At 52.2% G+C, this 14,150-nt stretch carries 7 protein-coding genes; 4 read left to right on the top strand and 3 right to left on the bottom strand.

Features of this window, described 5'->3' with window-relative positions; genetic code table 11:
• Window positions 1-87 precede the first annotated feature (87 nt).
• The 4 genes from CFI03_RS30355 (at window position 88) to CFI03_RS30340 (ending at window position 8,273) form a co-directional block, all read left to right on the top strand.
• Window positions 88-1,677, top strand: a complete 1,590-nt coding sequence (locus tag CFI03_RS30355; protein ID WP_248762774.1) for an extracellular solute-binding protein — start codon at window positions 88-90, stop codon at window positions 1,675-1,677.
• A gap of 78 nt (window positions 1,678-1,755) precedes the next feature.
• Complete coding sequence (locus tag CFI03_RS30350; RefSeq protein WP_248762772.1) at window positions 1,756-2,655, top strand: ABC transporter permease; 900 nt, start codon at window positions 1,756-1,758, stop codon at window positions 2,653-2,655.
• Between the two features lie 19 nt (window positions 2,656-2,674).
• Window positions 2,675-3,544 (top strand): carbohydrate ABC transporter permease, encoded by an 870-nt coding sequence (locus tag CFI03_RS30345; protein WP_248762771.1) that lies wholly within the window; start codon window positions 2,675-2,677, stop codon window positions 3,542-3,544.
• A 175-nt stretch (window positions 3,545-3,719) separates the two neighbouring features.
• Window positions 3,720-8,273: an Ig-like domain-containing protein gene (locus CFI03_RS30340; RefSeq protein WP_248762770.1), complete on the top strand. Its 4,554-nt coding sequence runs from the start codon at window positions 3,720-3,722 to the stop codon at window positions 8,271-8,273.
• Between the two features lie 216 nt (window positions 8,274-8,489).
• Here CFI03_RS30340 and CFI03_RS30335 read toward each other — a convergent pair whose 3' ends face one another.
• From CFI03_RS30335 to CFI03_RS30325, 3 genes are read right to left on the bottom strand one after another with little or no spacing between them, the layout of a single operon-like run.
• On the bottom strand, window positions 8,490-9,470 hold the full coding sequence (locus tag CFI03_RS30335) for an alginate lyase family protein (RefSeq protein ID WP_248762769.1): 981 nt from the start codon (window positions 9,468-9,470) through the stop codon (window positions 8,490-8,492).
• Window positions 9,471-9,488: 18 nt separating this feature from the next.
• Window positions 9,489-13,463 (bottom strand): glycoside hydrolase family 2 protein, encoded by a 3,975-nt coding sequence (locus CFI03_RS30330; protein ID WP_248762768.1) that lies wholly within the window; start codon window positions 13,461-13,463, stop codon window positions 9,489-9,491.
• Window positions 13,460-14,131 (bottom strand): hypothetical protein, encoded by a 672-nt coding sequence (locus CFI03_RS30325; RefSeq protein ID WP_248762767.1) that lies wholly within the window; start codon window positions 14,129-14,131, stop codon window positions 13,460-13,462. Before CFI03_RS30325 ends, CFI03_RS30330 begins: the two co-directional genes overlap by 4 nt.
• Window positions 14,132-14,150: the final 19 nt, after the last annotated feature.

The raw sequence follows: 14,150 nt of genomic DNA, 5'->3' as shown, positions 1-14,150 counted from the left end.
ATTGTAACCGCTCCCATAACCCGGCCGGGAGCCAGAGCCTGGATGCGGTCCATTATACCGAATCAATAGGGGGAGATTGAATTGCAAATGAAACGACAGACAATGGGCAAGGCCGCATTGGCGGCAATCGTGGCTGCGGGATTACTCGCGGGCTGCAGCTCCAATTCGAATAACACGACTAATAATAAAACAACGGATCCGACTGCCAGCCCAAGCGAAAGCGCGCCGACGGAAACGAAAGAAGCAAACGCAAAGCCGATTGAAATTTCATGGGGGATCCATTTCCAGGCTGCGGGCGTCGTGGAGAACACCGAGGTTCAGAAATGGCTGGAACAGAAATTCAACGTCAAGATCAAGCCGGTGAAAGTGACCGATGCCAGTATCGCTTCCGGCGATATTCCGGATATCTTTATGCTGGGTGATCCCGCTAACGTATCGGCTTATCAGAACCAAGGCGTGCTCATGAGCATTGATCTTAATCAATTGAAGGAAAAGATGCCGGAATACTATACCGATATCGAGAAAAACAGCAAGCTGTTCCAGACCGTTACCTTTAATGATCAGCTGTGGGCGATTCCGATGTTTATCGATTTGAAGCCTTATGATCTGGGTATGCTCTGGCGCAAGGATTGGCTGAATAACGTCGGCATTACGAAGGTGCCGGAGACGCTGGACGAATTCGAGCAGGCGGTATACGCGTTTGCGCAGAAGGACCCGGACAAGAACGGCAAAAAAGATACGTACGGCTTGACCGGCACGGCTACCTCGACCTGGTCCTCCGGCTTCTATTCGATCTTTGGGGCGTTTGGCGTGGAGCCAACGATGTGGCATGAGAAAAACGGCGAGATCGTCAATGGCTCGGTTATGCCGGAGACGAAGGAAGCATTGGCGAAGCTGCGGCAGTGGTATGCGGACGGGGTTATTGACCCTGAATTTATTACCGATACGCAGGATTCTTACCGCAAGAAGCTGTACAACAACCGGATCGGCGTTATTGAAGAGCAAATCGCCAAAGGCGCGCTTCCGGAAGGCGGCACCGTAACGGAGATGAAATCCTTAAGTCCAGACTCGGAGCTTGTCTTCTCGAAAAATCCGAAAGGCCCGGGCGGCGACGGATCTTGGGACTGGGGCGTGAAGAGCAATTTTGTCGTGATCGGCAGCAAGGTGAAGGATCAGCCTGAAAAGCTGGAGAAGCTGTACGAAATTCTCCGCGCGGAAAGCAGCGACGAAGAAACGATTAACATGACCAGCCTTGGCGTGAAAGGGACGCATTGGGATTTTGCGGACAGCGGAGCGACTTCGGGCGCTACCAAATTCCTTCCGGCGTTCGAGAAGCAGGAGCAGCGCGACCAGGAAGGAATCCGTCTCTTCTCGCTTGGCAACATTACGACTCAGGCATACCGCGAGAAATATTCCAATCCGAAGCTGAACGAAGCGATCAAAACGTATTCGTCCGCGCCGAACCTGACGGATGCCCTTCTGTTCTCGGTATTGCCGTCCGACGGCAAATACAAGGCGGATCTGACCGCGCTTATGCAGAAGTATTTCGCCCAGATTATTAGCGGTGAAATTCCGCTTGACGACTTCGATAAATTCGTAACGGAATGGAAGGCTAGAGGCGGCGACGAGTTAACCAAAGAAGCCAACGAGCTGTTCCAGGCGCAATTCAAAAATTAACCGGCCGGCTCCGCGGACCCGCAAGGGCTGATGCCAGCTCTTGCGGGCGGACCGGGCAAGGTTGCAAGGAAGTGTGGCATGAAAACTATACGCAGGCACGGAGAGCTGCTCTCGTTATTTCTGTTCTCGTTTCTCTTTTTCTTCATTTTCAAATACGGTCCGCTGTATGGCGTGATCATTGCGTTCAAGGATTTCAAAGTGGTGGACGGCATTTGGGGAAGTCCTTGGGTTGGCCTGCAGCACTTTCAAGAGCTATTCCAGAACAGCGATTTCTACCGTCTCCTTAAAAATACGCTGTTACTTAATTTGTATCTGCTTCTTTTTGCTTTCCCCGCACCGATTATTCTGGCGCTGCTGCTTAACGAAGTCCGGTCGCGCTACTTCCAGCGCTTTATTCAGATGACGATGTATTTGCCCCATTTTGTATCCTGGGTCATCATGTCGGGACTTATCATTTACTTTTTGTCGCCAACGACCGGGATTTTGGCTGAAATCGTGGGGTGGTTTGGGGTAGAGCCTGTCTTCTATATGGGGAAGAAGGAGTATTTCCGCTCCATTGTGGTTATTTCCGCGATTCTGAAGGATCTGGGCTGGGGCTCCATTATTTATTTCGCCGCCTTGACCGGGATCAATCCTGAGCTTCAGGAGTCCGCGATTATCGATGGCGCCAACCGCTGGCAGCGGATGATTAAGATCAATATTCCGTCCATTATGCCTACGATCGCGATTATGTTTATTCTTAGTCTCGGCGGGTTCTTAAGCGCGAATTTCGAACAGATCATCAACCTGCTTAACCCTGTTACGTTCGAAACCGGCGATGTGATCGATACTTATGTCTACCGGGTGGGCCTGCAGCAATTCCAATACAGCTACACGGCGGCGATTGGTCTGTTCAAGTCGCTGGTCGGCCTTCTGCTTATTCTCGGCGCCAATCTGCTTGTACGGAAAATGAGCCGGGGAGAGAGCGGGTTATGGTAGGGACAGGAGGAAGTTTGTCATGAAGGCAAGAAGATGGCAGGAACGTATTGCCCCCGGCATCATTTATTTTGTATTGGCCTCACTCGCGGTAATCGTTGTGTATCCGTTTATCCATGTTATAGCCGTTTCGTTCAGCGGACGAGGGGAGGCGCTCCGCAGCGGGTTCCATTTCTTCCCGAGGGATGTCCAGTGGACGGCCTACCGGGAGCTGCTGAACTACCCGTTTATCTGGTCCGGCTACTCGAATACGATTTTCCGGATGGTCGTGGGTACGGCCCTCACGCTGCTCGTTACCGTCTGCGCGGCTTATCCGCTGTCGCGGCCCGATTTTCCCGTCAAAAGGCTCCTTACTTTGCTTCTGCTCTTCACCATGATTTTTGACGGAGGGATCGTGCCTCATTATTTGCTGATGAAGGATTTGCATTTGCTTAACTCCCTTTGGGTCTACGTGCTGCCTACGGCGGCTAATGCCTTTCAGGTTCTGGTCATGTTATCCTTCTTCCGGTCGCTTCCCGATGCCTTGATTGAAGCAGCCCGGATCGACGGAGCCAGGGATATCGGCATTTTATTCCGCATCGTGCTGCCGCTCTCGATTCCGCCGCTTGTCACGATCGGACTGTGGTCCATGGTTCACCATATTAACGCGTTTATGGACAATTTGCTGTACGTGACCGACCAGTCCAAGTTTGTCCTTCAGCAGGTCGTCCGGCAAATTCTAATCGAAAACAAGGTAGATCCGTTTACGACGGCAACGAATATGATCCCTCCGGCTCCGGAAAGCCTGAAGATGGCATCCGTCATCGTGTGCACGTTGCCCGTGCTTGTCGTATATCCTTTCCTGCTGAAATACTTCGAGAAAGGAACGATGATTGGATCGGTAAAAGGCTAAGCGAAGGGAACCACAAGGTTCCCTTTCTATTTGACCACATTAGAATTTATAAGTTTCAAAGTCAGTTGAAAACTGAAATTCTATTTGGCGATAAAACCTACCGCTAGACGCGGTCGCTCATCTTCGAGAGGCCTCGATAGAGGTTTTCTCAAGCAATAAGGAGGAATAGTTAAGCATGAAGAAGAAAATGCTGATGGTCGTATGGATAATGGCTTTGCTTCTGAGCGGATTTCCCGCAGGCGGCGTGCTCGCGGCAGAATCCCCGGATTCAAGCACAGGTTCCGGCGAAAATGCCGGAGCGTTCTTTTTCGTCTCGCCAAATGGAAGCGATTCCAACTCCGGGACTTTAGAATCGCCTTTTCTTACTCTGGAGAAGGCGAGAGATGCCGTCCGTCAATTAAAGCAAAGCTCGGGACTGCCAGGCGGAGGCGTTACGGTCTATTTAAGAGGCGGCGTTTACAACCGGGCCGGAAGCTTTCAGCTCGAAGAGCAGGATTCGGGTACGGCGGATAAACCGATCACCTATGAGGCTTACCCGGGAGAATCCGTCAGCCTGAGCGGGGGCCGGAACTTGGAGAAGGACTGGTTCGAGCCTGTAACGGGCGAAGCGGTATTGAACCGGATTATCAGCACGGAGGCAAGAACAAAGGTGATGCAAGTAGATTTGAAGGCACATGGCATAACGGATTACGGCGTCCTGAGCCGGCATGGCTATTACAAAGCTAACGATGTCAGCCAGACGCCGCCTATGGAGCTGTATGTGGAAGGCCAGGGCATGACCCTGGCAAGATGGCCGAATAACGGGACGGTACAGATGGGCGATATCGTTGACCCCGGTCCAACCCGCAAGGATGCTGACCTGCAGACGCGGGGCGGCACGTTCAAGTATACTTACGACCGGCCGGCGTTATGGACGCAGGCGGACGATATATGGCTGGACGGCATTTTCGGCTATAGCTGGGAATGGTCCTACAACAAGGTTGCTTCTATAGATACCGTGGGCAAAACGATCACATTGGCTTACGGGGAAATGAGCGGCTTGTTCAAAAACTGGTACCCGGACTTTCATTTTGCCCAGAACCTATTGGAAGAGATTGATATGCCGGGCGAGTACTATATGGACCGGAGCCAAGGCATCCTGTATATCATGCCGACAGCTGCGTTCAAGCAGAAGGCCAATCCGGAGATTACCGTAACGATGCTGAAGACTCCGATGATTAATACGGTCAATACGTCTTTCGTAAATTTTGAGGATTTAAAATTGGAAAATGGCCGCGATTCCGCTGCGGTAATCATGGGCGGCAATCAAGTCCGGATCGTGCATTGCGAAATCCGCAACTTCACCGAAGGCGGCGTGCGCATCAATACCCAAAGCCGGTGGCTTTACGATGACTTTGCCAAGGCTTCCGGGGTGAATCATGCGGTGATCGGCACCCATATCCACCATATCGGAGGAACGGGAGTCATTCTGAACGGAGGCGACAGGCTGACGCTGGAGCCGGGGAATAACGTGGTGGAGAATAGCCATATTCATGATTTTGCCTATTACCATAAAGCTTACAATCCTGCCGTCATCCTGACCGGAGCCGGTAACCGCATATCCCATAACGAGATTCATGACGCTCCGCACCCGGGTGTCCTTATCTTTGGCAACGATCACGTGGTCGAATACAACAACATTTATGACGTATGCAAAACGTTCTCGGATCTTGGCGCAATCTATATGAATCTAGGTGCGTCGCCGCAGGAACGGGGAACCGTTATCCGAAGGAACTATTTCCATAATATCGGGGAAGGCAAGGCCGGCGTGCAAGGTGTTTACCCGGACAACTTTACGATGGGGCTTACGATTGAGGAAAATATTTTTTACCGGATGGGCAATTCCGCGATTCTGAACAATGGCGGCGCCCATATTCGCACCAACAACAATCTCTTTATTGACGCGAAGACGCCTTACGAATATTCGGATATGTACCTGGGCGACGGTCCGGAGCAGCAAATCTCCAAAAATTACATGGGACCGTGGCATGCTTTATTCGACAAGTACAATAACTTCGTTGGCATGCCGCATCTGACCAAATATCCGGAGCTGGCGGATTTCTTCACGGAGAACCGTTATTATCCGGACACCAATACGTTTAAGAATAATGTTATTTACAATCCGACAAAAGCGAGAAGCAGCACGACAAACGCAAACGGCGCTTACGATAAGCTTAATCTGGTGCAATACGCGAACAACTGGGTGACGAACTCGGATCCTGGATTTGTAGACCTGGCCGGCGGGAATTTGAATTTGAAGTCCGACGCGGCGGTATTCCAGCAAATACCGGGCTTTGCGGATATTCCGTTTGGCGAGATGGGACTGACGGAAAAAGCGGGAACCTACCTGGCTCCTGACGTTATTCCTGTCGAAGGCGTGGAGCTGTATGAGGATAACCTTGCGATCGGAATCGGCAAATCTTACGATCTTTATGCGGCGATGCTGCCATGGAATGCGACTAATCCTGCACTGGTGTACACATCAAGCGATCCATCCGTCGTGAAGGTGGATGCAAACGGCAAGCTGAAAGGAGTGAACTTGGGCAGCGCAACGGTTACGGCCGCATCGGCAGACAATCCGCTTCTCCAGGACGAGGTTCAAGTGACCGTTGAGGTCGGAGACGGCATTATGGACGATACGAACTTCGAGAACGGCAGGAATAGCTGGCCAACCGATCCGAACCGCAGCATTGTAGACGTTGGCGGCGGCAATCACATGTATAAGCTGTTCAAAGGCGCCACGGCGCTGAATGATAACGACTTCAGCAATTACGAGCTTGACTTCAAGCTGAAGACGCCGCCGGTTATTCCGGAGCTGGCTACCTTTTACGTATTCGACCGGTTGAATCCAAGCGGCAGCGGAGGAAGAATCGGATACCGGAAGTTTGCGGACGGAACCTCCTCGTGGATTCTCTATAATGGGGCATGGGCAACGATGAAGCAAAATACGTCTGCCGCCCAGGATCTGCTGCCCGATACCGTATACGATATTAAGATTATTGTGAAGGGACAGGAAATCAGCGTTTATGCCAATGGCCAGCTGAAGCTGAAAGCGTCGGATCCGACCTTTAATCCTTCAGGCAAAGTCGGGTTCTATGCCGGCGGCTTTGATTATTTGCTGTTCGACGATATTCAGTTCAAGGTTCCAACGACCGATGTAGCCGGCTTGCTGCTGGATAAAAGCAGCTTGAACATGGTTATTGATGAACAGCAGCAGCTGCAGGTTCAATTCGATCCGTCGGATGCCGCCAATCGCGCCGTTGTCTGGCAATCCGCAAATCCGGATATTGCATCCGTCGACGAGAGCGGCAAGGTAACCGCCTTGGCAAAAGGCGAGACGACAATTACGGTCACCTCCGTTGCCAATCCGCAAGCTTCGGCTTCTATTAAGATAGTCGTCTCCGATATCCTTCTGTACACGGATTTCGATTCAGGAGCGAACAGCTGGCCGGTTGACCCGAACCGGAGCATCGTAACCGTAAACGGCAATAAGATGTACCGCATTGTAGCGGGCGCTTCCGCTCTACATCCGAAGGTATTTACCGATTATGATTTAACCTTCAAGCTGAAGACGCCTGCCGAGATGCCAGCTCAGGGTACCTTCTACGTGTATGACCGATCGGCTTCCGGCACTTCAGGCAAGATCGGATACCGGAAGTTGGCGGATGGCACATCGCAGTGGATTCTATACAATCCGAATTGGACGGTGCTGCAGACGAATAATTTCTCCGGTCAGGATCTGCAGCCTAATTCAGAATACAGCATCCAGGTTCTGGTAGACGGAGCAAGAATTAGAGTGTATGTCAACGGGGAGCTAAGGCTGGACGACACGGATACCAAGCATAATGCATCAGGAACGGTGGGCTTTTATGTCGGGGGCTTCAGCGAGTTCTGGTTCGACGACGTCAAGTTTACGCGGATTGACCGGACTGCTCCGGTAACGGCGGCAGCTATGACTCCATCGCAGCCTGATGGCACCGGAGATTGGTATTCCAAGCCTGTAACCGTTGATCTGAGCGCAATCGACAGCGGAACCGGAGTGACAGGCACGGAATACAGCACCGATGGCGGGGTGACCTGGCTTCCTTATCAGAGCCAGCTAACGTTTAGTGAAGATGGGAGTTACTCGCTGCACTACCGGTCGGTTGACTCGGCCGGAAATCGAGAAGACGACAAATCGATAAGCTTTAAGCTTGATACTAGTAAACCCGAGGCTTCTATAACGGGATTGGAAGAGAAGGCATACGCAAACTCGGAAACGTTGACCTTGTCTTGGGCGGTCACGGATACCGTCTCCGGAGTGGATGAAGGCAAGACAACCGCGCAGCTGGATAGTCAGACACTGCAGCAGGGAGCAGCTATTCCGTTGTATACGCTGGCTGCAGGTTCCCATACGTTTACGGTTTCTGCCATTGACCTGGCAGGGAATACGCGGCAGAGCACGGTGACCTTCACCACCTATGCCGACATCGGTTCGCTGAAAGAGTTACTTGCGCAATTCTATGAGCTCAACTGGATTGATAACCAGGGCATCGCTAATAGCTTAACGATGAAGCTTGAAAACGGCAGCCTGGAAGCTTTTATTAACCATGTGGAGGCGCAAAGCGGCAAGCATATTCAGGCTGAGGCAGCCGCTTATCTTCTGCGGGATGCAGCGTATGTTTTGCAAGGGAATAGCTTAACGGTGTAAGAAGAAAAAGCGGTGCAGGGGCAAGCCTCTGCACCGCTTTTTGTGATTTTGGGTCTGTTCAAGCCAGCTTGGATTACGTACGTTGGATTTTATCCAATAAAATGGTACTGCTAGCAGCATCTCAAGGGCTACGTTGGATTTCGTCCAACGAAATGTGCTTAAAGAAACAAGGTTCTACCCGAGTCGTTAATGACTTTGGTAGAACCTTGTTTCTTTTTACAGCAGCTCCGGGAAAACCCAAGCGTAGGACTGAAAATAACCGCTGCTTTTGTTCCGGTTGCCGATGATCGGGCGGTATGGGGAGACGAATTGATCGTATTCGGGATCTTTGAAAATGTTGGACATCGCTTCATAGAGATCAAGAGGCCAGGTCTGGGAAGAGAGAGGGTCCGGGACGTTCTGGCCTTTCTCGTATGGCCACTCCCCGGCACGGCCGTTGGCATAATAAAGCAGCGTATCTAACGCTTTCTTGATGGTATTGCCGCTAGGGGAGGTCCAGCGGAACAAGTCCTCGCCGGTATAATCCAGCACCTGCTTGGTCGCAGCCGTGAGAGGAGCAAGGGCAAAATAATGGTACCAGATCGAATTGGTTCCTCTTAGCGTTTCTTCCGGGATAAAGCCGGTAAGCGATAGGGAAAAGTCGATATGCTCCTTCAAATGAGCGACCTCCTCCGCAAAACCGGCCTGATCATCCAGGAAACGATAGAGCAATAGCTGGGCGTACAAGCTCCAGCTCCACCAATTGTTCCGGAGCGGGATTCGGTCCCACTCCGGTAATAGAACAGTAGTGATCCAGTGGATAAATGAATCCCGATCCTCCAGGTTCCATCCCTGATAACCTGTTAGCCACTCCGCCGCTTGAAGAAAGCCTGATCCCAAATAAGCGGACACCAGCGGACCGTCTTTGTCCGCGAGCTCCCGGTTAATAGAAGCCCAGCCCTGGAGTAGCTCCACCGCTTTGTCCGCATAGTCCTGTCTGCCAGTAAGGCGGTAAGCAAGTGCGGTTACGTAAGCGGCTTGCGCATCGGCCTCCATGAGTTTTTTCGCGGCCTGGTGACCGGCGGTATCGAAATAAAAGCCGGGAATATGCCAGACGGGAACGGCATGACAGCTGACGGACATACTCTCCTCCGCTAAACGCAGAAGTTCATCCTTAGCTGCAGCGGCGGTTTTGGAAACGAGTTCCTTTTTGCTCATGAGGACGTTCCTCCAATTCTATTTAGGCTCTACTTCGTCGAGAGTCAGCTTGTATTGCAGATGCTTCATCGGAGTGCCGTCCGTATTTTTTAATACCATGCCAATCCTGATATCCTCTTCCGTACCGTCCACAATGGCAATCAGGCGGTTAATTCCGGCTTGGAGGGTAATCTCTTGATCCGGCGCGAGCACCGGGCTGCCGTTTATATAAATCTCGCAGGAGCTGTTGGTTGTAATCTGTAGCCGGCCCTTCTTTACTTCAGACGAAGGGTCCAGCATATAAACAAAGCAGCTGAGAAACCAGCGGTCTCCGTTTGAATTAACAATGCGGAACGTTCCGTCATCGCGGCTCCGCTCTTTTTTCTGCATCCAGCCGTAAAGTCCTTCGCCTAGATTGTTAAGCGAGAACTCGGGATCGATATAGTAGGCTTTCATGGCTTCGAAATCGACATAAGGCCGGCAAGGCATGGCCATGATTTTCTCCACGGCCCATTGACTGCTGCCTTTGACTGCCGACAGGAGACCGTCATCAAACGACGCGCCGAGATTAGCAAGCAATGTCGTATACAAACGAATCGACTTGTCGCTTTCCGGTTCCAGAAGAAGCTGAGAGAGCATAAACAACCCTTGGCCTACCTGCATTTGAAGGAGGTAATGCCCGGTTGGTTGTTCTTTCTCCCGATTCAGTTCAACCAGAGCTAGTCTGCTGTATTCATCCGTATGCTGGCCGATGAAATAATCGTGCCACGCGGTACCTTCCACGCTCTTGCATAGTACATCAGCGCCATCCACCGACAGGCTATGCGAAGCGAGAGGGCGGTTTACGACGTCCCGCGGAGACAAGAACACCTTGTCGTAACCAAACAAATCTACCGGACTAAAGCCTTGAACCGCTGGGTCCGAATTGTCCGCTTCAAGATGATAGGTTGCTTTCTCCCGGACGGTGACATTCCGACTAAGAAGTGCGGCCAGCGTAGCATCTTGCCCGTCTACTGCCGGGAGGATGACCACCTTGCCGCCTTTTTCCGCATATTCCCGCATAGCCGCAGCCGAATTAGGATCTGCGAGCAGATGCGGCTCAATCAGAATAAGGCCATAATCATCGAGCTTTTTAATAACGTCCGTAAGCCGATCAAAAACAAGGCTTATAGTACGCAGGAAAGCCTCCGTTTTTCCTCCCGGCTTTATGAACGCCCCTGCACGAAGGATAATCGTATCCTCGGCGTTCCCCGCATAAGCAAGCAAATTGCGAAGCAAGAGGCAGGCTTGCGGTACCCGGTGGAAGTTCGCCATCAGCTCCAGCTGATTGGCAACAAACAGCCCTTCCTTGCCCCGGTATTCCAGAAGTGGCGACCATAAATCTCCGCCATCCCCGAAATCTCCCGCGCTGCATTCCAGAAGCATCTTGAAGGTGCCTTTAACCGGCTTCTCGAAAGCGGCATGGATAATCGGAAGAGGCCCGTCTTCCCGAAGCTCTTCGTGCCAAAACATGAAATCGTCGTTACCCAGTCCTTGAAGAACGGGATGGCTGTAATCCCCGGAATGAGCTCTCATGAAGTCTTGCCGGGAGATCGCCAAATCTCCAAAGGACAAATGAAGCTGCTCGAGCAGCACAATCCTGCCGCCTTGACCGGCGTACCGGTTAAGCGCCTCCTCAAGCCGTCCATCCGGATCTTCGAGTTTGCTTCCCGCCACGAGGAGATGCTCGGGAGAAAGCTGCAGAATCTGTTCCGCAGTGATGGGCTTGCATTCCGGAATCAATGTACGAATTATAGCGTAGTCCCGCTCGCCGCCTGTATAAACGACGGGCCGGTTGATGACGATGGGCTCCGTCTTATATCGGGAAGGATACAGCTTGAAGCTCAAATCCAGTTCATGCACAGGTACGTTATCATGCAGCAACACGGCATGTAATTGAATAAGAGATTGATCATGAACGGACTCCGGCTTCCATCTTGTCGTTACCGTGGTGCGATTAGCGGGAGCTTGCCGGAACTCGAAAGTATCCTTGTGAATGAGCCGTCCTTCCTGCCGTACTTCGCAGACAACAGTGGTCTGACGGGTATGCAGCGTGTCGTTATATACATCAAAGCTCCGGACAATTGGCTCATCATCAAAAAACGAGCGGTTATATTCGGCCGGAATAAGAGTGGCGGGCTTAAAAGCAGCGGCCAAAATATCAAAAGACGGATTTTTCCGGTACATCGGATACTCCTCCGGAAGAAGGCCGTTATTAAGGGTTAGGGAGTACCGCGGAATCACTTTCAGCTGCGGACCTTCCGCTTCCGAATGAGGCAGCTGAAGCGGGATGTCCCGCTCGGGCATCGCACGCATGAAATAATGGGCAAAGTTGAAGGTGGACAGACCCGATACCCCTTGCCGCCTCGCGTATTCGATAAACAAACGTTCCTTTTCCGCCAGCCCCTTCGTGCATTCCTCCGTATCCTTGTACGCAAGATGGCCAACGTACATGCTGCTGTTCTGAGGGCAAATATACCACCAGCCGCCATGCTCGCCAAAGACGAGAGGCGCCTTTCGGTCCCAACCGTCGATGGTTCCGTCGATGTTGTAATGCCGGGTCTCTACTTCGGTTAATTCTTTGGAGAGAAGACGGTTATCTCCTTCCAGAATAATGGGACGGGTGGAGTCAAGCTCGCGAATGACAGCCATCATAGACGGGATATGCAGCTTGAAGCCGTCGCGCCCGTCCACCCAGCGCATCTCGTTCTGCAGGCTCCACAGGATAACGGAAGGATGATTCCTGTCCCGTTCCACCAATCTTCGGATATGGTTCTTGCAGCTGCCAATAAATTCGGGATGATCGGCCAACATCGATTTGCTGGAGCCGTAAATCGCGGTTTCGTCCACAATGAGCATGCCTTCTTCATCGGCAATGTCCAAATAATAAGCCGGATGCGGTTCCGCATGAAGGCGAACGCAGTTGACGCCGGCTTCCTTGCACATGCGGTACCAGTTCCTTACGTACTCCTTCGTTTGTTGAATCCCGCCTTGGAAATGCCAGGAATCGCCACGCAGGTTAACGGGAATCCCGTTTAAATAAAATCGAGGACCTTCGGTAGTTATTTCGCGAAAACCAAACCGTTCCTCCACCCGGTCCAGTACACGGTTACCGTCTATTAGCACCAGCTCCAGCGCGTAGAGGAAAGGATGATCCGGATTCCACAGCTTGGCATCTGCCCAATGGATAGAGAAAACCGCTTGGCTGGATTGACCCTCATTCGACCATTCAGCCGAAACAGCCTCAGCTGCTATGATAATAGGGGAGGCTGCTTGCGAGCTGCTCTCCCTTACGCGCAGTTCAACTCTGATAGACGAGTCTAGCTGCTCCCTACAGGAATGGCTTATCCCGGTACTTACGTGAAGCCGGCCCTCCCGGACGGATGTGCGGATCGTTACATCCGAGAGCGATAGCAGCGGCCTGCTTACCAAATAAACATCCGCCCATAGGCCTCTCGCTAGAGCGCCAAACCAGGAGCCGACTAACCCGGTAACCTTTTGCTGCCCGGAAGGCAGCGTAACTTTGTCAAAGCTGCCGCACACGACATGCAGCTGGTGGCTGCTTCCCGCCTGGATCCGCTCCGTTACCTCCACGAGAAGCGGGAGATAACCATCCTCCCAGACAGCAACCAGCTGATGATCCAGATAGACGGCGGCTTTTTGCATAATGCCGTCAAACCTGAGGAATAGACGCTCGTTCTTCTCTACGGGCGCCTGAAACACCCGATGGAGCACGCCGGCATCCGCCCGTGCCCATTCCTTCGGATAACCATACCAATCATAGGGAGCATATCCGTGATCGGCTATTTCCCCAAAGCTTTTGCCCGATGCCCGCACGTAAGAAGAACGCCAGCTGGACGGGACCTGTACTTTCCGTTCCTCATAGATAAGCTGCTCGGGAAGAGTCAAGTCAGGTCCATGCTCATACAGAGGCATGAAATCCCATTCGCCATTTAAGCTACACGTTGTTCTCATCGTGCATGCTCCTCGTCATAAGCTTCGCCTTCAAGCTGGAGCAGCAGGGGAATCTCCAGCCAGGCCAGGGATTTGCCGGCGTCTTGATCCCACATGATGAAGTGGGGATCCATTGCGGCTTGCCAATCTGAAGGCGTATTCGCGGTGTCAAGCTTGCCTGCATACGGTGGGGGTTCAATTGTAGCCGGCGATTCGGAATAGAAAAACAATAGATTCTCGTAAAGCGAGATCATACCGTATTTGTCTCCGTCACCGGGGCGCTCTTCCTGGTATTGATAATGGTAGAAAATATAGCTGGCCACTTGCTCCGGCTTCAGCCGCGCGATCCGGGCATAAGGCCGTGGCGAGGGGTGGATTCGTCGCCAATGCTCCGCGCCGACAGGCTGCTGATAATGGAAAATATCCATCATCGGCACCCATCTCCGGGGCGTGTCCGTACCCGGCCATTGCTCAAGTCCGGATTCGCAGCGCTTGAAGAGAGCGTGGGGATCCGCATCCATTAAGGGGCTCTCATAGTAGAGAAAAAGCTTGGATCCATAGTGGAACAAGCTAAGATGGCGAACGACCGTTTCCTTCATCCGTTCTTGAAGCTCGCTTGCAACATCGCGGAAGCAGACGGAAGGATCTACGCCATGGCGGCAGTGCGCCAAATAATGATATCGCTGCATAAGGCACCTCCGGGTTCTA

This window comes from Paenibacillus sp. ATY16, assembly GCF_003399985.2.
Taxonomy (GTDB): domain Bacteria; phylum Bacillota; class Bacilli; order Paenibacillales; family Paenibacillaceae; genus Pristimantibacillus; species Pristimantibacillus glycanilyticus.
Note: the sequence above shows the minus strand (reverse complement) of the source record. Positions and strands in the feature narration are given on the sequence as shown.